Source organism: Candidatus Nitrosotenuis chungbukensis, assembly GCF_000685395.1.
Taxonomy (GTDB): domain Archaea; phylum Thermoproteota; class Nitrososphaeria; order Nitrososphaerales; family Nitrosopumilaceae; genus Nitrosotenuis; species Nitrosotenuis chungbukensis.
Genome location: NZ_AVSQ01000017.1, coordinates 106092 through 126081 on the forward strand (window position 1 = coordinate 106092; position 19990 = coordinate 126081).

Here is a 19990-nt window from a genome sequence, read left to right on the forward strand (position 1 = left end):
TTGAGTGTGGCAAAAACGCACCAAGATTATAAAGAGGCAGTTTACAGGATTTCCATGCCACTAAAGCGTGCAAGTAGAGGAAGACGAAAGGGCGGAAAAGGTTCGTCAGACCGAATCCAGTGCACAAACTGTGGCGCAACAGTGCCAAAAGACAAAGCAAAGAAAGTCACATCAAGACTGAGCCTAGTTGAACACTCGCTTGCAAAAGAGCTAAGAGCCCAGGGGGCATACATTGCATCACCATCAGTTCTAAAATGGTACTGCATATCATGCGCAATTCACTTTGGCATATTGAAAATCAGATCAGCATCATCAAGAAGACAGACGGGAAGACTCCGTTAATCCTGAATGTTTTTTGAAGTAACAATTATTCTTTGAATAAACGTTATTGCCGCAATAATTATCACTATCACCACAGCATAAGGCATAAGGCCAATCATTCCAATTAACGCAATTACAAGCAGCCTTTCTGCCCGTTCGCCTATTCCTATTCCTTGGAGTTTTACTCCTAACGACTCTGCTCTGGAACGAGAATAGCTTACAAGAAGGGACAAAGTGATTGCCAAAAATACCAAATACGGCTCCGTAAAATTTCCAACTAAAATTCCCAAAAATATTGAAACCTCAGCTATTTTGTCAAATACCGAATCAAGAAAGCCCCCCCGCTTTGAAGTCTTTTTAGTGAATCTGGCAACTTGGCCATCTACCACATCAAAAAATCCCGAAACAAGCAAGAGAACACCTCCGGCTATTGCGGCATAGTGAGGATACTGCAAATTCAGTCCATATGCGATTGATGCCAAGAATGCAAACCCAAGCCCGATGGATGTCCAAAAATTAGGCGAAAGTCCAGTAGAGGCAAAGCCTTTGCCGATTTTTTCAAGATGGGGTTTTAACGACTCTCGGAAATTGTTTAGCATTTATGTTTCCTGATCATACCAAATGATTCTATTTAATATTCATAGCAATCATTGTCGAGATTAGTTTTGCCGCAAGGGATGCAGTCGCACCTGTATCATACGTGGGGTTTAACTCTACCACGTCTAGGCATGCTATTTTGTGTCCTTCCATGGCATATATCATGTCAAACAGCTCACGCGATGTGATTCCCACGGCCTCAGGATTTCCAACTCCTGGCGCAAATGCAGGATCAAGCACATCAAGGTCGACACTCACGTATGTTTTTTTGAACGTGGACAGCATATCGTTTACCAGTTTTGGGCCTTTTCCATCTCGAATGTCTCTTTCTGTGATTGTTTTGATTTTGTGTTCTTTTAGAAATGCGAGTTCTTCACCTACAAAAGAGCGGGCCCCGACATGAATGATGTTCTCCGCACCATTTTTTTCCACAACTCGTCTCAGATATGCGGCATGGCTGAGTCGCACTCCTGCATATTCGGACCTAAGGTCAAAATGGGCATCAAATACAATGTAGCCTGTGTCTTTTGGGAATGCAGTGTATGTGCCGTACGTAAGGGAGTGCTCGCCGCCCAGAATTACCAAAAGCTTGTCTTTTTTGATCAGCTCGCCAGTTAGCTTGTTGACCATCTCAGTCATCTCTTCAACGTTTACAGTATGATGTATGTTTCCAAGATCCTGAATGTTTACAGATGCCAAGTCGATTTGAAACTGGGGATGAAAAATCTCAATATTGTTAAACGCGTCGCGTATCGCATCAGGCCCGAATCTGGTTCCGGGCTTGTACGAGTGGGTGGAATCAAACGGTATTCCGTAGATGATTGCAGCGGGATCACTGTCTTCGCTTGGGCTAATTATCAGGGGGGATTTGCTCAGATACAGATCACGGTAACTCAATTCTTCTCACAAATACTCAAAACCACTAGAAAATAAATTAATAGGAATTCAGGAATCTGAGAATAGTTTTGCAGATGGTTGGTACTTTATGCCGCCGTCTAATTGTGTGAGCCCCTCAACTTTGTTTATCAGGTCTATCGAATTAAACGGCTTTTGAATCAATCCGACGTTTGACCCCTTAAAGTCCATCTTTGTCAGAATTTCGTCGCCAAATGCGGTAATGAACAAAATCTTTTGACTCGGCGTGATGTTTAGAATTTCTCTTGCAGTTTCAAAGCCGTTCTTTTTAGGCATCTCATAATCAAGTATCACTGCATCATACGGGTGTGTCGTGTTGTTTTTTCTTGCCTTTGCCTCATTTGCATATGCAGTGAGGCATTCAAGGCCGTCATTTGTTATTACCACCGTGTGGCCTCTGGATTCAAATATTTTCTGGTATAGCAAGGCGTATGCCTGACTGTCCTCTGCAACCAAAATCATCATACGAATGTTTTATGTGGGATTTGTTATTCTGTTTTGACTTGTTTGTTTTAAACAAACACGGCTAGACCATTATCTGTGGTCGTTTTGTCATGTATCTTGACAGATTTAGTCTTGTAAACGGTTTTTCCTTTGTTTGTTCTCTGATATCTGCAACAAAATCGTCAAACGGTATCTCTGTAACGTTACCCGAAATCCTGTCTCGGACGGAAAGATTTGGCTGATTTACTTCTTTTTCCCCAATCACAAGGCTGTACCTTATCCATTCGGTTTCTGATTCGCGTACTCTTTTTCCAATGGTTTCGTTTCGGTCGTCAATATCTACTCGAATGTCTTGCTTAGTCAACCTGTCTGCAAGGGCCTCACAGTGTTGTAGAAATTCTTCCTTTAGTGGAATGATTCGCACCTGTGTCGGGGCAAGCCACAGTGGGAGACTTGCCTTTCTGCCCTCTTTTTGATCTAATGCCGCCTTTTCAAGAAGGACATAGATTACTCGCTCAATGGCACCGCTTGGCGAATTGTGCAGGATTATCGGATGGTGTGGGACGTTGTTTTCGTCAAAATATTTGATTCCGTATCGCATACCGTTTTCAACATCGATTTGATCAGTAGACAGTGCAGACGCCTTTCCAAGACTGTCAACATAATTGAATTCCCATTTCAATACAAAATAAAAGAATCTCTCCTTCCACATTTCGACAAGTACTGGCTTGCCAAGCTTTTTGACGAGATTGTGAATTACCGACTTGTGTTCGTTGTAGAATTCCTCTGTAAATCGAATTGCCATCTCATAGTCAGATTCGTTTATTCCGACTTGTTTGAGGACATTTCGAGACAGTTCAAATCGTTTTGTCATCTCTTCTACTGCCTGCGGTATGTCGGTGCAAAACGCATGGCAATCAGGCATCGTAAATGCCCGTAATCGTCGCAGACCAACAAGCTCGCCTGACTGCTCTCGCCTAAAGCTGTATCTTGTAAGCTCGTACAGTTTTAGAGGCATGTTGCGATAAGATATTTGGAAATCATTTGCCATGAGGAATTGCCCAAAACACGCCGCAAATCGCAAGAACAGCTGCTTTCCTTCGGTATTGATGTTGTACTGTCGTGCGGGAAATCGGTTAAAGTAACTCTCCATGCTTGGATGGTGTGAGTCATACATGATTGGGGTTTCTACCTCAAGGCCACCATACTCTTTTACTTGATCATTTACGAATCGCTCAAGAAGTGATTTGATAAGTCTGCCATTTGGATAAAATCGCATGTTGCCAGAATCAGATGCGGGTTCGTAGTCTGCAATTGCCATTTTTTTCATTAGCTTTACATGTGGTGGGGGTTCGTCGACTGCTCTCTTCTTTGCAGATTCGTACTTGGATAATATTTCTAATTTTTCATGTTTTGCAAAATTAAACTTGCCAACTTCGTGCATTTCCCCCTCTGGTGTCATGATGTACCAAAAGGACTGGATTTTTGACTCGGACTTGAGCGCATCAGACGTATGGCCCTCATCGTGCGTGTGGCCTTCGTGGGAATGCATTTCCCCCACAGATTCGTTGACGATGGTCTTTGAGCTTTCTGCCAACGGGTGTCCCTTTACCTTGACGTTGTAAGATTTGGTCCATCCAAATGGGGCATGCGACACATCATAGCCCACTGCAAGGGATTCCATTTCTTTTAGCAGGCTTAGTGCCAGACTCGGGGATGCAAGGTTTGAGCTTAGGTGCGCGTATGGATATAGCAGTAATTTCTTACATCCGACCTTGTCCATTGAGGCAGTTATTTCCACAATTGCCTTTTTTGCAGTCTGGGAATCATCTCCTTGCTCCATCGCAACAAAGGCAACTACCACTTCGTCTAGTTTTTTTGATTCTGGAACGATATCCTCGGCGGACTTGATTTCCTTTTTTGTCGGGGTAAATTCTATACTGTCACAGTGTAATTGGAGTATGCGCACAAATTCAAACAAACGGCATTATTGAATTAAATGTTTTGTGAAATTATCGCAGATCAACAGAACGGATCGGAAATATCTGAGATTTCGCCATATTTTTTGCTAAAAGGCTTTTGGATGCGGATGTTTTATGAGTTTCAATTTTTTAACGCCCTTTCTTGGCTGCCAAGATACATACTGTCAAATTCGGATTCTTTTGGAAGCCTGATCTTGATCGTAGTTCCTTTGCCAAAAGTGCTATCTATGTCTATGTAACCACCGTGTTCTTTGACTATGCTCTTGCAGCTGACCAAGCCCAATCCGGTCCCAGTTTGTTTTATTGTAAAAAACGGCTCAAACAGTTTATCTGACATGTTTGGCGGCACGCCGCATCCAGAATCCCGAACCATGATTTGCACGTATTTCGGATCAGGGTCGTCAGATATTGTGATATCAATTGAACCGTTATTGCTGCCAATTGCCTGAATAGCATTTGTCAACAGATTTACAAAAACTATCTCAATTTGTTCATAATCACAATAAATTGTCGAGCCCACAAGCGGCGGATGAACCTCAATGTTACTTGGAATCTCCATTCTTTCCAGCACGTCTGATAAAATACTTGCAATTACGTGTTTTTTTCTTTCCAATGTGGGCGGTTTTACAAAACCGAGAACATTGTCAATTTGATGCGACATTCTTGCAACCGCACGATCAAGCCGCGACCACTGTGCCTTGGATTTCTCATCTAGGTGTTTGTCCAGATTTATACGTAAAATTTGTGACGAGTTCTTGATAATGGACAGTGGGTTGTTCAGATCATGTGCCGCTCTTGCCGTAAAGTTTCCCAACAATGATACTCTCTCAAGGTTTAGCAGATCCTCGGTTTTTTGCTTGACCTCGTCTTGTAGCATTTTTCTATTACGAAGCAATTCGCCTTGCGTGTTTTTTAGCTCTTTTACGGTATTTTGCAATTGTAAGTTCAGATTTGCAGTTGTGTCTTTTTCAGACTTTAATTCCTTTATTTTTTGCGCCAAGATCTTTACGAGATCCTCGGTCGGGACCTCTTTTATGAAAAAATACGGATTAACTCCAGACATTACAGAAATACTTTCAATTGGTAAAACTATGAAGATTTGTCTGTTTTTTACAAACGAATAATCTTAACTTTTCAAGTAGGAAGCGCGTGCATTACTACCTATTTTTCCAGTTCTTGGTTTAGATAAATGATAGAGCGCAGAATTATCCCCGACAGGCCCAGGTTATTTAAGATAAAGGTTGCCGCCCTCTCCAAAGCGTTTTCCCCACGGAATCCCTCGTCATATATCATCTCAACTTGGCCTTTGTCAGTATCAACGAATGAGGTGATAAGGGAGTAAGGTCCTAACTTCTCGTCTGTTTTTTCCACAAATTGACGTAATTCGATTAGTTTTATGGTAATTCCTTGTTCTACAAACATACCCGAAAGAAGTTTGAATGTCTTATCTGGTCGACGATTGATTCTATTTGGGTTTACGTTGTCGGTTATTTTCAAGCCTATAAGATCATGATCGTTTATTTTTAAGAGTCTATTGGCAGTTTGGTTTAAGCGGTATTGATAGATACATCTGTTTTCAGGCATTCGTTGCCAAAGGACTTTTGCCTGATGATGCCACCTAGGTAGTCAGGATTCAAATTTATGGTCTTGAATAGGCGGTGCTACTTGTCGATACCCAAATCATCATACAGAACGTTAGCCTTTACAAACAAAATCAAGTCCAAAGTTTAGTAAATTCACTAAATAATTTTGGGCACCTTTTCAATATCCTTAGGAGTTTTTCTTGGAATATTCTTCAAGCGTGTCTTTTTCCATGACCAAATAGGTCGCTGAGCTATTTAAAATGTGAAAACTTTGTCGTGCTTGGGTCGTGACAAGTTAGCAGAACATGGTTAAATTAATTTTATAAGCGATGAACGCATATTGGTTCCATGAGTTTTCGAAAATGCATCCATTGCGGCAGGGAATATGAAAATATATTCAATAAACGAGTCTGCTCAATACAATGTGCACTCGAAATTACCAATTAGCCTCCTAATCGCTTAAAAGACACGTGCCCTGTTTTGAGCCGTTTGAAAACCCCCTTATCGACCTTTCAGAAATAATAATAACACCAAGTTTTCAACCAATAGGAAATGGGCTTGTTCAAAAAAAAGACAGATGCAAATGAAACAAAGTGCAAAAATTGTGGACTAGAACTGCCCGACCCAGAACGTCTAAAAAGACACATGAAAAAAGCACACGGAAACTTACCCGTTAAGAAAATGGATCCAAACAACAGCGAAGGAAGCCTCTGGTAAAGATCAAACCTGACTTATATGTACGTGAAAATCCGGATCAGACATGCTAAGTAAGATAATTGCAAAACTGAAGTCTTGTTCTTGTAGCAAGAAATCGCCTGACGACGCAAGCACACTCGAATCTGAGAAGAAATCAGATTAAAACAAAGAATCAAAGGATGTTAGATTCTAAAACGCTCTTTTTACACTTAGTTGTCGCCTAAACTCATAATTTCTTAATATACTTGGTTTGACCTATGATGAGCATGAAGTACTGTCATGATTGTTTAACTCCGATTAGCCGCAATTCGTCAGATGAATACTGCGCTTTCTGTAAAAGAGATAGAGCGATTAAAAAAAACAGCTCTGTTGCCTAGATCATATTTTCAACATAAATTAGAAAAACAAAAACAGGCCAAGATAAAGCGGCTCTAAAACCTGCTAAATCTCGCTCGTTCGATATCTCGGTCTTCTTTAGTTTCCTTTTTCCATTCTTTATAGTGCTCTTTGCAAAGTACGGTGTGTTTTCCAGAAGACGCTACTCGCAATCCTGCGCTTTCTACTTTTGAGGTGTTAATTGAGCGAGCTCCGTCGTTGCTACAGCCATCAACATTACATTTTGCTCCTTTTGAAACAATTCCCATACTGGTATGCCCAATTAATGATATTTATAGTTGAAACCGATTTTGAGGCAAACCTTACCTTGAATTGCCGCACGGTTATCTTTCACAATACTAGCAAATCCCCATGTTTGTTCATAGTAAACTAACTATTGGATAAAATTACGAATTTTATTAAAAATTTATTGAAAACAGCTAGACGTGCACAGATAATCTGCGATGACGGCGTATCAGACATTGCAAATACTGACATCATAAAACTGCAAAAAGACAATACTCTTCAAGATATCATATCTTGCCTTTCAATGAACAAGATAAGCAAGATTTTCATTTACGATGATGCAAAACCGGTCGGAGTAGTTACAGACAAAGACATCATAAGATTTTTGTACATTGATAAAAGTGGCAGAAACCTGAATCAAATTCTTGCCACCGAATTGATGAACAACATCTGCTTTGTGAATAAAGGACTAACATGTCAACAGGCTGCCCAGCTCATGCTTCTCAACAAGATAGGCACCCTCGGAGTTGGGAGTAAAGAAAATCTAGCAGGCATAATAACAAAGTCAGACCTCATAAAATACTACATAACAAGGCAGCATGACACTAGCAAAGTGTCAGATTATATGACAATTAGTTATTTTTCGGCTGGAATAAACGACAGGGTGTACGAACTGATTAAAAAGATGATAGCTTTTGACATATCGCGTGTAGTGATAACAGATGATGATAAAAAACCGGTCGGAATGATTACAGCTGGAGACCTGTTCAATTTGACAATAGAGACAAACAAGCTAAGCATAGTGCAGTCAAGCATTGCCAATTATTTAGAAAAGGATGGATTGTGGTCAGAGACTGGCTTTGTCGGCTCCCAAATTGCAGGAGAAATAATGACTCCCGGAATAATCACAACAGGTCCGTCTGTTGACATGGTGGATGCGGCAAAGGTAATCTTGGAAAAAAGAATAGACAGTCTTGGGATAAGCGATGAAAGTAATACGCTGCTTGGAATTATCAGCAAGAGAAACATACTGCTTGCACTGGCAAAAGACACGTGATTTGCAGGCGCATTATAAAATAGCAATCAAGGAACCAGATTTACGACCTTTTGTTTGTTTCAAACACACTAGTGCATAATTCCGCTTATTAGTGAAAATCCATAGTAATGAGCGAAGAAGATGACGAGCCCATCATAATGATAGTAGACGATGCGTCATTTATGAGAAAAGCATTAAGAAAAATAATTGAATCCGCAAGAATCACCACCAAAATTATTGAGGCTGCAGATGGGATAGAGGCAGTGATGAAATACAAAGAGTATCGACCGTATCTGGTGACCATGGACGTGTTGATGCCAAAGGCAGACGGGATACAAGCGTTGCGCGCCATAAAGAAAATAGACCCAGACGCCAAAGTAATCATGGTTTCGTCAAGTGCAAAGAACCACATAGTTCAGGATGCAATGAAGCTTGGCGCGTTAGACTATGTCTTAAAACCATTTGACAGCGCAAGAATGAACGTGATCCTTAGCAGACATGCGAGAGTTTAATCAAATCCCAATTGTGAAATACTGGCCTTTCTAAGGTTCCTCTAACGTGTTTTTCTTTTTTTCCGACGGTTCTTTTGATGCCAGATCCCGCATCTGAGTCTCAAATGTTTTTTGCATTTCCTTTAGATCATCTACACGTAACTGCTGCTTGCCAAGATGATCATTGACAAGTTTAATGTACTGACTTGTTTCTTCTGCAGTACGACACAATTCGTTCATCTGTTCATTGATAACGTCGCTAACCGATTTTGGATCAGCATACAGATCTTGTAGGAAGATCATTCTCTTTGATGACAGAGTATCCTCAAATTCTGGGATTTTCGGACCCTTTTCAGTAATGTACTTGTCAAACTCACTGTCACGAGCTAACCGTTTAAATCGCTCCTTTGTTTTGCGATCCAAATACCGTCTGGCCAATATCGATATTACATGATTGTCATATACTAAGTGGCGTTTGTAAAATAAACGCAAACAGTTTTCTTGCCCACAAGACTGAGATTCACAACACGTCATTCGTTTATAAATGGAATAATTTTGCAGTAAAACATGGGCGGATCAAAGAAGAAATCTCCAGCGCAGATGGACAAATCTCAAACCGACGAAAAGAAAGAGTCCAAAGGCAAGAAAGACAAAAAGCAGGAAAAGACCGAAAAGAAAGCAGAGATCACGGTCATAGTAAATGAGGATCAAGCGCTAAAATTAATCAAATCAAATAACTACATCACAGTTCAAGAGCTTGCAAAACAAACAGGTGTCAAAATTTCTGCCGCAAACGCATGCCTTGTGAGTCTGACAAAAAAAGGCACACTCAAAAGAGCTGGCGGATTTAGCGGACACTGGATTTATCAGCTAACTGCCTGAGAAACCGCAATCACGTCTCCTGATTTTACATCACTTAGCATCCCAACATCAGAAGTAATTTTCCCAATAGGAGTCATGGATTTTGTCAATATCACATCAGATAAGAAAAAACAGATGCTTCCACCCGCTGGAGAAAACGCAATGTCGCCTTTTTTGAATTCCTTTCTTTGTCTTTCCACCCCTGAGTTTATCATGGTCTCAAAATACACAATGTTTTGCCCAAGAAAGTGAGCATTGCCTTCAAGCGGCAATGATCGCAGTATTGAGCTGACAGTTTTTGGCGACAGATGACGCTTTAGATCACAAGTTAACTTGGATTTGCCCCTAATCTCAATAATTAGCTGAAAACTCGATACAGAGCCAGCACTCATCCCCGTCGCTTTGGCGTATGAATATATAACCGTATTAGAGAATTTTTTCAATTGTCAGATCCTGAAGAAGCCGAAGTTGAGATTACCGAAGAGGTTGAAGAGGAACCAGAGTTTGCAAGGCCAGTTGGCGTAGAAGAGGCTGCAGAAGACACCTCAATGGAAGACGCGGTGGCAGCATACAAAAAAATCTTCGAGACCAAAGAACTAACAGATGATGAACGAGTCGAGCTAGACAAAAAGGTAAAGGAGATGGAGCAGCGGGAAATAGTTGACACAGATCCAGTTCACGATGCCATAGAAATTCCACTTGCAGGAAAAGGCAAGATAGCAATCGGCCCACCAACACTAACAAGATTTGAGAAGGCAAGAATTCTAGGCGCGCGAGCATTACAGTTGTCATTAGGAGCACCGCCATTCATAACAATCCCAGCAAATGCCAGAACATCGCTTGACATAGCACTAAAAGAACTCGAAGATCGAGTAATTCCAATTGTTATTAGACGAAAACTGCCAAACGGCGATTACCAAAACATTCCAATTGACTTTTTCAATTAATGGACAAATCGTCGACAAAACTTAAAAGAACTACATTTTTTGAAAAAATGGAATGATCAGCATGGAAGAGACAAAGCAAAACACAGAGCCCGCAAAGCAAACTGATCAGCCCCACGTGTTCTATGTAAGAAACGAACCGATAATGCCTGCCGCACTTGACGTCTTTATGCTAATCAACAAACATGGAAAGGGACTGCTAAAGGCAAAGGGAAACACAATCCCAAGTGCAGTTGCAATTGCAAACATCATCGTGGAAAAAATGCTTCACAATGCAGCGTCCATAGAGCGCATAACACTTGACAGCGAAAACACAGATGCGTTTGGAAAGAGAATGCTATCCACAATAGAAATTTCTATTATCAAGAACTAGTAAATACTGCCAGGCCCCTTTAGCAACATGTTTTCACATTCTTTGCACACTGCTTCGTCAATGTTTGATTCCAAGTTGTGGTGAATCTCACAAATCAAAAGACTTGATTTTATGTAATTGCAAAGACTGATGAATTTTGCAAGGCTGGACGGGGTGTACGCCATATCGGATGCAAGGCTATCACTTAGGGTGTTTATCAGTTGAGACACCTGTTCGTCGGCTATGAGTTTCTGAATGAGTTTTGGATCACCGCGTGTTCCTCGAATGTAGTTGCTTATTGCAGCCTGCGTTACCCCTAGCATTTTTGAGATTTCGTCCTCTCTGATTTGGTGCTCTTCGGCAAGCTTTTTTGCCAAAATCGCACGTAACGCTGGAATTAGTGTTTTTGATTCGATTTCTGCAGGAAGTAACAACGATGGAAAATCGGTCTACAATCTATTTAAAGTTAACAATGTACAAAATCAAATCACGTCAGGCAAATTAATTTCATGCAAAAAATAGCTGAAGCTAATTTCGCTACTCAAAGCTTAATTTGTTTATCATACAAAAAAAAATGTGAGCCAAGTCATCAGCCAAACTTATCAAATCATAGAAAAAGCAGTTTTGCAAAGCAGCACAGACTGTTTGTCGCTATCAGGCGGGCTGGATAGCACCATTTTGGCATACTTTCTTAGAGATAGAAAAATCGGCACCGTATCAATAATAGCAAAAGACTTTCTTGCAAACGATCTGACGTATTGCCAGCTTGCTGCAAGCAAGTTCAACCTCCCACTAAACATCAGATTCTGCGGGACAGACGAGATCTATTCTGGAATCGAAGAGACCATAAAAATTCTAAAGAACTTTAACGATATCGAAATACGGAACAACGTTGTAATGTACCTTGCATTGTCTGTTGCAAAAGAACTTGGATTTAGCAAGGTAATGACTGGGGACGGAGCAGACGAGATCTTTGCAGGATATAACTTCCTACTAAACAAAAGCGCAGACGAACTTGAATCAGACCTGAAAAGGATTGGCAGAATCATGCACTTTCCGTCACAGAAAATAGGAAAGGCGCTTGGAATAGACGTAGTGTCACCGTTTTGCAACAAAGAGGTAGTAGAATTTGCAAAAACAATACCTGCAGATCTCAAAGTGCACGAAGAGGGCGGCAAGAAATTTGGCAAGTGGATTCTAAGGAAGGCATTTGAGGGGAAAATACCAAATGCGATCACGTGGAGGCAAAAATCTCCCATGCAGGACGGTGCTGGAACCCAAAGCCTTACTGAGTTTTTCAATAGCGCGATTCCAGATCCCATATTTAATGAAAAGGCAAAAAAAATCAAAGACAAAGACGGCGTGATAATTAGGACCAAAGAATCTCTCCAGTATTATGAAATTTATCGCAGGTATAACGAGCCTAAAACCGGCGATTCAGGCATCACGTGTCCTGACTGCAGACACAGTATTGAGGAAGACTCAAAATTCTGTAGAATGTGTGGAAGGTTTCCACTCTAGGTATTTTTCTTCCATTTTTTTGGCTTCTTTTTGAAGATGCGCCTGCACCCGTTACAGCAGAAAAAATATTTCTTTTCTTCATATTCATATACCACCGCTAGGCTTTCATCCATTTCAATTCCGCAGACGGGATCCACTGGCATAACTAGGCCTAACAATTTTTCTATTTATACATAATGCAGATCAGGTGATCAGTAGGATGCTTCGACAATTATGGATTTTAGATCATCGACTGTTTTTGCAAGCATGATTTGTGGTCGCAGTTTTGCCGCGTGCATTATTCCCTTGGTAAAGCGCATTGCCTGCTGCCGAATATTTGAAAATTTTATGTTATAGTTTATCGCAAAATCAGCATATTTCAAAAACATTTCAAGCCGATGCTTTGCAGAATATTCCTGATAACTTCCGGATTTCAGATAGTCGTTTATCTGTCTGAACAGAAACGGATTTCCCATTGCACCCCTGCCAACCATCACATAGTCACAGCCGGTTTCATCAATCATTGCCTTTGCAAGCTCCGGGCTTGTGACGTCACCATTGCCAACAATTGGGATGTCAACCATTTCCTTTAATTCCTTAATTAAAGTCCAGTCTGATTTTCCAGAATATCCCTGACGTACAGTTCTAGCGTGAAGGGTTATCATTTTAATTCCCTCCTTTTGTGCCACGCTTGCAATATCCTTAAACAGATACTGGTCATTTACGCCTGCGCGCATCTTGAGTGTCACCGGTTTTTTTACAGATGAGACCAGCGTTTTGAAGATCTTTTGCGTCAAGTCTATGTTTTGGAGTAGTGCCCCTCCTGCCATTTGTTGTGTGATGTGCGGTGCTGGGCACCCCATATTGTAATCAATTATGTCAAAAAACGGCTCGACTATTTTTGCGGCTTTTGCCAACGCCTCAAGATCCGAGCCAAAGAGCTGCACCGACAAGGGTCGCTCTTTTTCCGAAAATTCGATGAATTCGCTTATCTTTTTATTTTCCACCTGTAGTTGTTTTTCCTTTGCGATTATGGCATGTATGCTTGTCAGCTCGCTCACAACTAGGCCTGCGCCCATTTCCTTGCACAACAGTCGCAGTGCAGGATCGCTGACTCCTGCCATCGGAGCCAGAAATACTCGGCTAGAGAATTTTGGCAGGTCACTCACAGAGTGTGAAAAATTTCAATAATATATAAAAGAAATCAGGTTATTCGTTCAGCTCAAACATACTATAAAAGATAGTCAGATCATTTGCAGAAAAAACATTGAACTTTACAAAACATAGGGGCATGGTATTTTGGCACCATGCCGCGCTAGCTACTTTTGCGCTAATTACGATAGCTCTGACAGGTACCATTATGAGTGCGGGTTTTTCATCAAGTGAGGCAGTAAAGGACGTCTTGGAAAAATCAGTGACAAAGTCATCAGTTGCGGTAAAAGTAATTGGGAAAATGATTGGAACCACCCAGATAACAGAAAACAGGGTCACCACCACTGCAACCCCAGTTACTGTCACAGCAGACAGTTTTGTCAACCTGGATCCGGAATTCCTCCACGTGACATACAAGATAATCAAGGACTCAAGCCACATAATCACGTATGACAACATCTATTCTGGGGCATTAATTGGGGAATCCTACAACTCGGTAAATGAGGCGATGAAGGCTGCAAAAGAAAAAGGCCTCATCAAGGTAAACCCATTGACTGATTCTGAAAAACCAGATACGACTAGCGCCTTCTTTTACTGGGTGATCAATCAAGACTCGAATAAATTCTTGCAGAATAACGAAATTGCAAATCTTGTTGTGGTTTATGCAGATAAGGACAGGCCGGCAACTAGTGAATACATAAAAGTTCAGGTCTTTGATAGGGAAGGCGTCATTTTAGAATTGGAGAGAACCATTCCAAATATCTCAAGCTCAATTCTTGACTTGGGTGGAAAGGTAAAGGTGAAGACTTAGGACGTCAGTTTTTTTAACAATGAGTAAAACTCGTCTTGTTTAAGCGGCGGAATTTTCATAATTTCCAAATTTTCCTCAACATGTGATGGGGTTTTTTGCCCGACGAGCGGAGCTAAAACGCCGGGAGTGGAGCGTATAAACTGAAGGCATTTGAGGGACGGCTTGAGATCAATGTAATCGGGAAGCACGCCGGGCGAAAGCAGCTTGCCCTGCATTAGCGGAACGCTTGTAAAAACACCAATCCCGTTGCTTTGCGCTGCTTCAAGAATCGAAACATCTGCCCCGTTTGATGGTTGATTTTTTAGCATGAGCGCCTGATCAAGATACAGATTGTACGGGAGCTGGATGAATCTGAATCCGTGATTCTCCCCACCTATCTCCTTGGCAATTTGCAACACGTCTAAAATGGAAAGATGTTGGGGGTTTTCCTTTGGAACCCTAAAGCACTCCCATGTTGCCATTCCATAGTATTTGATTTTCCCTTCTTTTCGTTTCTGCTCGTATAGACTAATCACGTCTTTCAGGTTTTTCATGAATTGTTCTTTTGAAATGTCTTGGATTTGCCCTTCAATTGAGTTGTGCAGGTAAATCAGGTCGACGCATTCCAGTCCAAGGTTTTTGAGGCTACGGTTTAGCTGGTCCTCAAGGTAGGGTATAGTCATACAGTGATATCCAGACGAGATGTCGTTTGGCTTTACGATTCCAGGCTTTGCGTATTCTCTTTGCACGTATGCCCAAAAGTCTTCTTTGATGTCGCCGTCGTTTGTCACATAACCGTTTTTTGTGCTTACAAATATCGAGTCGCGCGTAATTTTTCCATCTTGAATTAAATCAGATATTGCGGTTCCCACTGCGCGCTCTGCCTTTTGCGCCCGGTAGTTTATGGCAGTGTCAATTACGTTGATTCCTGCAAGGACGGATTTTTTTATTGCGTCAATTACCAAAAGATCTGTCTGGGAGTCAGGAGTTCCAAGGTACGTGCCGATTCCGACGTTCGATAAAGCAAGGCCTTGCGCAAGCACATAATTGTCAGATACCGCGCCATATTTTGCGGCAAACTTTTTCGTTCCCTCGGGCGTGGCACATCCAGAAATCATGTGATAAATCTAAGATTGTGCGATTTAATTGTTGTTTGCTATGATGCCAACCAAAAACCCGATTACAAAAAGCGCACCAGTTATTCTGCTAAAGAGCAGGGCAGATTTCATTACGGAGACAAACTTGTCGGAATCGTCAAAATGCCTTCGTAAATTCAGTCCAGATTTCATCATGAGTGGGATTGTTGCAAGGGACATCAGGCAAAAAACAGGAAACAAGTGCAGTATGACTCCAGATACGATTATTCCGTAACTGACAAATGGAAATGCCCAAAAAACATTTGATGCTCTTTTTTTGCCAAGCATTATGACAAGTGTTTTTCTTCCCTTTTGCTTGTCCGCATCAAGGTCGGGAAATGACGTAATGTACAGGACTAGTGAGGATAAAGCGCCGACGACTATCCCGCCTAACATGCTTGACGGAGTGATTTGCTGCGTCTGTATGAAATACGTGCCAAGTACTATCATGGTGCCCTTTATTCCAACAAATATTTCTCCAAGGCCAGAGTCAACTATTTTTGTAGAGTAAAAGTAGATTGACAAAATTGCAAAGCCAAGTATTACTGCAATAATCCAGCCGTAAATGACAATAAAGTACAGTCCGGCAAGCGAGCCGAGAATTAAAAACGCAATACCTGCCATATACACGTGAGACGGCTTGAGCAATCCTTCTGGTAGGACACCGGTTCCACCGCTGAATTTTGTTCGTTTTGTAATGGTGTCGATTCCTCGTTTGTAGTCCCAAAAGTCATTTAGAAGATCAACACTTGCGTGCAAGGAGATTACACCGGCCATTGTGATGACAGAATGCATCACATCCAGTCTCCCAGTGTGCCAGTATGACATGGCAAGCCCGAGTGACACTGCAATTACAGACGCCAAAAGAAATTTGATTCGAATTACGCGAAGCCAGACAGATATGTTCATATCAAATTATTGCAGGCGCCTATACTAAAGATTCATCGCTTACATCAAGCGGCTTGCGGCCCATAAAGCCAACGTCCTTTTCGTGCCAGAACTTTATCTCCTTTTCACCCTCCTTCCAGCAGAGCCAGACCTCCTCATCGAACCTCTTTGATGGAAAGTCAAGCAGTCCCTCCTCGACGCTCTTTAGGACGACGCCCGTGTTTTCCAGATCTTCGATTGCCTCGTAAAATCTTGTAATTGCAGAATTGAGATTTTGCTTCAGGACCACATAGTCTGCAAAGTTAAACGATGCGGACATTTGCGCGTTCATTTCAGCCTCCAGTTTTAGGATTTCTTGTTTTTTCTTTTGAAGGTTCTTGAATTTTTCAATTACTTGAGGCAGTACAGCGTTAGCAGTTGCTATGGTAAAATACGAGAACATGATTTGACTGTAAATCGATGCCATTAAAAGCATTTTTGTCATTTCAGATGCAAATTTTATTACCTGTCAGATTTACTGAAAAACATGAGCGAAGAGGAACTAGTAGAACAGCTAATCACGCAGACACTTGACGGTGCACTGCAGACAATTCCAATCTATATGGCAGAGATTGAGCAAAACAAATCAGAACTGCAAGTCGAAAATACAAAAGAGTTTGCCTATGGGGTGATAATGGGAATGGCGCTTGGAATGGCAGGCGCTGCAATTGCAGCCATAAGAAACGGAATGCCCTCAGAAGAGGATCAAGTCAAGGTTCGAGACATGGTGTATTCTAAAATTCCGCAAATAAGAGAAAGGATCTTCAGTTGATACAGTTTACAGAAAAAGAAAAAAAGTTTCTAGCATCAATTGAGGAAGCAAGATTTGCCACGGCAAACAAGTCAATGCCGCACGTAAAACCAGTGTCATTTATTTTTCAGGACAATTCGTTTTACATTGCAACTGATTATACCACTGTAACGTACAAAAACATCAAGAAAAACCAGCATGCTGCCATCACAGTTGACATTTACGACCCAGGCAAGCACAAGGCAGTACTTGCGCAGGGAGAAGTAAAGATAATCGAAGACGGGCCAGAATTTAAAAAAATCTATGCCAAATTTTTTGAAAAATTCGCGTGGGTCAGAAAAGACCCGTGGAAAGAAAAAGAGGCACCGTTTCTAAGGCTTGTTCCAAAGCACAAGGCTTCGTGGGGCCTGGCATAAGATTTTTCAAACGGCTAGTTTTGGAGAAATCATGGCAGATAAAATAAAGTGCTCACACATTTTGGTAGAAAAACAAGGCCAAGCGCTTGCAATCTTGGAGAGGCTAAAGAAAGGAGAAAAGTTTGCAGAACTTGCAAAGGAATTATCGCTTGACTCTGGAAGCGGCAAGAGGGGCGGAGAACTGGGATATTTTGGGCGAGGAAAGATGGTAAAACCCTTTGAGACAGCGGCGTTTAAGCTTGCAGTTGGAGAAATCTCAGAGCCCGTAAAGACAGAATACGGATATCACATAATCAAAAGGTATTCGTAATATCAGAAATATGCATCAAGTGCTGACTTTGGTACGCCGTTTTGTTTTTGCAAGTCTCTTGTTAGCTTGTCGCCCATGCCTTGCGCTGCCTTAATTTTTCGCTGCCCCACCCAGTAATAGGCTTCATCTATTGTGTCCTTTGCTATCAAGACAAACAGTTTTCCAACAGACTTGCGCCCCGTTCTTCCCTTTCGTTGCACAAATCGAATTGAGCTTGGAACGTTATCAAAAAATATCACATTATTTACTTCGGATATGTCAAGTCCTTCTTCGCCGACGCGCGTTGCAATTAATACCTGGTATGTCCCTTCTCGGAATTTTTGCACCGTTTCGATTTGCTTTTTTTGTTTTAGCCCAGTCTCGCCTGCCTTTCCGATAAGAAACCCTGCGGCGATTCCCATCTCGACTAGCTTTTGGTGGATGATGTCAACCGAGTCCCGATAGCTTGTAAACACAATTGCCTTTCCTTTGATTATCTTGATTAATTCGGCAAGCTTTACTATTTTGCTGTGCTCGATTCCTTTTTCCTGCGCATCCTTTGCATGTGCTAGTGCCCTCAAAAAGTTCGAGTCGTTTTCAAAAAGATCTTTTATTCCAGCGCCTTTTTTCTCCTTGGTTCTCTCACAGAACCTTAGAAATGATGTTATTCCGTGTGATTCCAAAATGTTTAGTGCATAATGCAGTCGGATTGCAGTAAAGAGTGGCATGGCTGCCCTTTGGTTTTGACGCAGGACGAAATCACGTGCTCTTAAAAGCTGTGACAGTGATACGTTTCCAGACAGCCTCAGACCGCACCTTTGCAGTTCGTTGTGCCTCACCGCAAGTGCCTTTCTCAAATAGAACTGAACTTCTTTTAGTTCGTGCGGCAATTCTACTTTTATCCACTCGGTGTCTGTCTTTTGGATGTATGGCATTACGTCCGGGCTTGATTCGTTTCGTTCTGCAACGCTTGCGACTCGGAGCGTGGTGATGATCTCAGTTGCCTTTTCCTTTTCGCTTGGGAGTGTGGCAGTCATGCCCATTATTCTGGCGTTTGAAACTGCAAATCTGTGAGCGATTGAGGAATACGCGTAATCGCCGACAGTCCTGTGCGCCTCATCAAATATCACCAAGACAAACTGGTCTGTAGACACGATTCCACGATCCAGATCATTTTTTGTTATTTCAGGCGTTGCACAGATTACACTGTTTGCCCAGAGCTTTTTCCTTTTTGTAACAGTGTCTTCGCCAGTTAGTAACGCAATGTCTTCAATGGTAAGATTATTTTTTAAAAACTCATAGTGCTGGTTTGCTAGGACTCGGGTAGGCGCCATAAACAAGATTCCTCCAGTTCCCTTTGACAGATATTCGGCTATTACTTGCAGTGCGACAGTCGTCTTGCCAAGACCTGTTGGCAAAACAACGAGGCAGTTTTCTGATGCGGCCTGTTTTGCAAGCGATATTTGGTATTCGCGTGCTTCAACGATGTTGGGCTTGATGTATCTATGTTGAATGTAATCTGACAATGGCTGTTTTAGTAAGGCATGATCTGTTAATTTGATACTTTCGAGTAGCGAATAGTAGCTTGTTGCTTAATTCTTGATTAAGTGATGTGATATAGATCCCGCCATACACAGAACCATCTAAATAGGAAATAATCGCTGATCCCAACATGGACAAAAACTTTGAGCGTCCAAGCTGGGATGAGTATTTCATGCTGCAGGCAGAGCTTGCCAAGCTTCGCTCAAACTGCATGACGCGACAGGTTGGAGCAGTAATAGTACGAAACAACAGGCAGATTGCCACAGGGTACAACGGAACGCCGCCCGGTGTAAAAAACTGCTTTGAGGGAGGATGCAAGAGATGCACGCTTCGAATGGAGGGAAAAATAGAGTCAGGTGCGGCACTTGACAGATGTCTCTGCAATCACGCCGAGGCAAACGCAATCATGCACTGTGCCATAATGGGAATAGAGGCAGGCTCAAAGGGCGCCATACTGTATACCACGTTTGTTCCGTGCCTAGAATGCACCAAAATGGCAATAACAATTGGAATTAAGAAAATAATTTGCCTTGACACTTATCCTGAAACGGATTACGACCTAATCAAAGAAGCAGGAGTCGAGGTTGTAACACTAGACAAAAACGCCATAAAGCGATGGGCTGGCGCACTTTTGGACAAATAAT

Annotated in this window: 29 protein-coding genes; 13 read left to right on the plus strand and 16 right to left on the minus strand. The window is 41.8% G+C overall.

Annotation, left to right across the window (positions count from 1 at the left end; translation table 11 throughout):
• The first annotated feature begins 54 nt into the window (after positions 1-54).
• Positions 55-342 carry a 30S ribosomal protein S26e gene (locus tag NKMY2_RS07315; RefSeq protein WP_042686723.1) on the plus strand — a complete coding sequence of 96 codons (288 nt, stop codon included), beginning with the start codon at positions 55-57 and terminating at the stop codon, positions 340-342.
• Here NKMY2_RS07315 and NKMY2_RS07320 read toward each other — a convergent pair.
• The 6 genes from NKMY2_RS07320 to NKMY2_RS07345 form a co-directional block, all read right to left on the minus strand.
• Positions 339-920, minus strand: a complete 582-nt coding sequence (locus NKMY2_RS07320; RefSeq protein WP_042686573.1) for a CDP-alcohol phosphatidyltransferase family protein — start codon at positions 918-920, stop codon at positions 339-341. The two genes, NKMY2_RS07315 and NKMY2_RS07320, sit on opposite strands and share 4 nt — an antisense overlap.
• Positions 921-948: 28 nt before the next feature.
• Complete coding sequence (gene speB / locus NKMY2_RS07325) at positions 949-1815, minus strand: agmatinase (RefSeq protein WP_042686575.1); 867 nt, start codon at positions 1813-1815, stop codon at positions 949-951.
• A gap of 48 nt (positions 1816-1863) precedes the next feature.
• Complete coding sequence (locus NKMY2_RS07330) at positions 1864-2298, minus strand: response regulator (RefSeq protein WP_052347595.1); 435 nt, start codon at positions 2296-2298, stop codon at positions 1864-1866.
• A 61-nt stretch (positions 2299-2359) separates the two neighbouring features.
• Positions 2360-4246 (minus strand): threonine--tRNA ligase, encoded by a 1887-nt coding sequence (locus NKMY2_RS07335; RefSeq protein WP_042686728.1) that lies wholly within the window; start codon positions 4244-4246, stop codon positions 2360-2362.
• Between the two features lie 134 nt (positions 4247-4380).
• Positions 4381-5322: a sensor histidine kinase gene (locus tag NKMY2_RS07340; protein WP_052347597.1), complete on the minus strand. Its 942-nt coding sequence runs from the start codon at positions 5320-5322 to the stop codon at positions 4381-4383.
• 98 nt (positions 5323-5420) lie between these two features.
• A complete protein-coding gene (locus tag NKMY2_RS07345; RefSeq protein WP_042686733.1) occupies positions 5421-5756 on the minus strand; it encodes a hypothetical protein in 336 nt (111 codons plus the stop codon).
• A gap of 638 nt (positions 5757-6394) precedes the next feature.
• Between NKMY2_RS07345 and NKMY2_RS10900 the strand changes: the two genes are divergently transcribed.
• Positions 6395-6559, plus strand: a complete 165-nt coding sequence (locus tag NKMY2_RS10900; protein ID WP_177316530.1) for a hypothetical protein — start codon at positions 6395-6397, stop codon at positions 6557-6559.
• Positions 6560-6969: 410 nt separating this feature from the next.
• Here the strand turns inward: NKMY2_RS10900 and NKMY2_RS07350 are convergent, their stop codons facing one another.
• Positions 6970-7182, minus strand: coding sequence for a hypothetical protein (locus NKMY2_RS07350; protein ID WP_042686577.1), 213 nt, complete (start codon positions 7180-7182; stop codon positions 6970-6972).
• 161 nt (positions 7183-7343) lie between these two features.
• Here NKMY2_RS07350 and NKMY2_RS07355 point away from each other — a divergent pair, with 161 nt between their 5' ends.
• Positions 7344-8216 (plus strand): CBS domain-containing protein, encoded by an 873-nt coding sequence (locus tag NKMY2_RS07355; protein ID WP_042686578.1) that lies wholly within the window; start codon positions 7344-7346, stop codon positions 8214-8216.
• Between the two features lie 107 nt (positions 8217-8323).
• Positions 8324-8707, plus strand: coding sequence for a response regulator (locus NKMY2_RS07360; RefSeq protein WP_042686580.1), 384 nt, complete (start codon positions 8324-8326; stop codon positions 8705-8707).
• Between the two features lie 30 nt (positions 8708-8737).
• Here NKMY2_RS07360 and NKMY2_RS07365 read toward each other — a convergent pair whose 3' ends face one another.
• Complete coding sequence (locus NKMY2_RS07365; RefSeq protein WP_042686582.1) at positions 8738-9109, minus strand: hypothetical protein; 372 nt, start codon at positions 9107-9109, stop codon at positions 8738-8740.
• A gap of 144 nt (positions 9110-9253) precedes the next feature.
• Here NKMY2_RS07365 and NKMY2_RS07370 point away from each other — a divergent pair, with 144 nt between their 5' ends.
• Positions 9254-9568, plus strand: coding sequence for a winged helix-turn-helix transcriptional regulator (locus tag NKMY2_RS07370; RefSeq protein ID WP_042686584.1), 315 nt, complete (start codon positions 9254-9256; stop codon positions 9566-9568).
• Here NKMY2_RS07370 and NKMY2_RS07375 read toward each other — a convergent pair.
• The gene (locus tag NKMY2_RS07375; protein WP_042686586.1) at positions 9553-9939 is read right to left on the minus strand and encodes a cyclophilin-like fold protein; all 387 of its coding nucleotides are present in this window, start codon (positions 9937-9939) and stop codon (positions 9553-9555) included. The genes NKMY2_RS07370 and NKMY2_RS07375 overlap by 16 nt on opposite strands.
• Before the next feature lie 51 nt (positions 9940-9990).
• Between NKMY2_RS07375 and NKMY2_RS07380 the strand changes: the two genes are divergently transcribed.
• Together NKMY2_RS07380 and NKMY2_RS07385 are read left to right on the plus strand one after the other, a co-directional pair.
• Positions 9991-10494, plus strand: a complete 504-nt coding sequence (locus NKMY2_RS07380) for a DNA-directed RNA polymerase subunit K (RefSeq protein WP_042686588.1) — start codon at positions 9991-9993, stop codon at positions 10492-10494.
• 61 nt (positions 10495-10555) lie between these two features.
• Positions 10556-10864, plus strand: coding sequence for an AlbA family DNA/RNA-binding protein (locus tag NKMY2_RS07385; RefSeq protein WP_042686735.1), 309 nt, complete (start codon positions 10556-10558; stop codon positions 10862-10864).
• Here the strand turns inward: NKMY2_RS07385 and NKMY2_RS07390 are convergent.
• Positions 10861-11277: a transcriptional regulator gene (locus NKMY2_RS07390; protein ID WP_042686590.1), complete on the minus strand. Its 417-nt coding sequence runs from the start codon at positions 11275-11277 to the stop codon at positions 10861-10863. The two genes, NKMY2_RS07385 and NKMY2_RS07390, sit on opposite strands and share 4 nt — an antisense overlap.
• Before the next feature lie 142 nt (positions 11278-11419).
• Between NKMY2_RS07390 and NKMY2_RS07395 the strand changes: the two genes are divergently transcribed.
• A complete protein-coding gene (locus tag NKMY2_RS07395) occupies positions 11420-12364 on the plus strand; it encodes an asparagine synthase-related protein (RefSeq protein ID WP_238549801.1) in 945 nt (314 codons plus the stop codon).
• Here NKMY2_RS07395 and NKMY2_RS07400 read toward each other — a convergent pair.
• Both NKMY2_RS07400 and NKMY2_RS07405 read right to left on the minus strand, forming a co-directional pair.
• Positions 12361-12507, minus strand: a complete 147-nt coding sequence (locus NKMY2_RS07400) for a YHS domain-containing protein (RefSeq protein WP_042686592.1) — start codon at positions 12505-12507, stop codon at positions 12361-12363. The two genes, NKMY2_RS07395 and NKMY2_RS07400, sit on opposite strands and share 4 nt — an antisense overlap.
• A 48-nt stretch (positions 12508-12555) precedes the next feature.
• Positions 12556-13467: a tRNA dihydrouridine synthase gene (locus tag NKMY2_RS07405; protein WP_052347612.1), complete on the minus strand. Its 912-nt coding sequence runs from the start codon at positions 13465-13467 to the stop codon at positions 12556-12558.
• A 143-nt stretch (positions 13468-13610) separates the two neighbouring features.
• Here NKMY2_RS07405 and NKMY2_RS07410 point away from each other — a divergent pair, with 143 nt between their 5' ends.
• Positions 13611-14306, plus strand: a complete 696-nt coding sequence (locus NKMY2_RS07410; protein ID WP_157832489.1) for a hypothetical protein — start codon at positions 13611-13613, stop codon at positions 14304-14306.
• Here the strand turns inward: NKMY2_RS07410 and NKMY2_RS07415 are convergent.
• Genes NKMY2_RS07415 through NKMY2_RS07425 form a run of 3 tightly spaced genes read right to left on the minus strand, consistent with a single transcriptional unit; the run spans position 14303 to position 16751 of the window.
• Positions 14303-15403, minus strand: a complete 1101-nt coding sequence (locus NKMY2_RS07415; protein ID WP_042686596.1) for an aldo/keto reductase — start codon at positions 15401-15403, stop codon at positions 14303-14305. The two genes, NKMY2_RS07410 and NKMY2_RS07415, sit on opposite strands and share 4 nt — an antisense overlap.
• Before the next feature lie 24 nt (positions 15404-15427).
• On the minus strand, positions 15428-16330 hold the full coding sequence (locus NKMY2_RS07420; RefSeq protein ID WP_076613409.1) for a prenyltransferase: 903 nt from the start codon (positions 16328-16330) through the stop codon (positions 15428-15430).
• Between the two features lie 19 nt (positions 16331-16349).
• A complete protein-coding gene (locus tag NKMY2_RS07425) occupies positions 16350-16751 on the minus strand; it encodes a DUF2203 domain-containing protein (RefSeq protein ID WP_042686745.1) in 402 nt (133 codons plus the stop codon).
• A gap of 84 nt (positions 16752-16835) precedes the next feature.
• Here NKMY2_RS07425 and NKMY2_RS07430 point away from each other — a divergent pair, with 84 nt between their 5' ends.
• The 3 genes from NKMY2_RS07430 to NKMY2_RS07440 are packed head-to-tail and all read left to right on the plus strand — an operon-like array spanning position 16836 to position 17825.
• Positions 16836-17120: a hypothetical protein gene (locus tag NKMY2_RS07430; RefSeq protein ID WP_042686599.1), complete on the plus strand. Its 285-nt coding sequence runs from the start codon at positions 16836-16838 to the stop codon at positions 17118-17120.
• Entirely contained in the window at positions 17117-17515 is a 399-nt protein-coding gene (locus NKMY2_RS07435; RefSeq protein WP_042686601.1) for a pyridoxamine 5'-phosphate oxidase family protein, read from the plus strand. Before NKMY2_RS07430 ends, NKMY2_RS07435 begins: the two co-directional genes overlap by 4 nt.
• A gap of 31 nt (positions 17516-17546) precedes the next feature.
• Positions 17547-17825, plus strand: coding sequence for a peptidylprolyl isomerase (locus NKMY2_RS07440; RefSeq protein ID WP_042686603.1), 279 nt, complete (start codon positions 17547-17549; stop codon positions 17823-17825).
• Between the two features lie 2 nt (positions 17826-17827).
• Here the strand turns inward: NKMY2_RS07440 and NKMY2_RS07445 are convergent, their stop codons facing one another.
• On the minus strand, positions 17828-19330 hold the full coding sequence (locus tag NKMY2_RS07445) for a DEAD/DEAH box helicase (protein ID WP_042686605.1): 1503 nt from the start codon (positions 19328-19330) through the stop codon (positions 17828-17830).
• Positions 19331-19476: 146 nt separating this feature from the next.
• On the opposite strand from NKMY2_RS07445, the gene NKMY2_RS07450 reads away from it, so the two are divergent.
• Entirely contained in the window at positions 19477-19989 is a 513-nt protein-coding gene (locus NKMY2_RS07450; RefSeq protein ID WP_042686607.1) for a deoxycytidylate deaminase, read from the plus strand.
• Position 19990 lies beyond the last annotated feature (1 nt).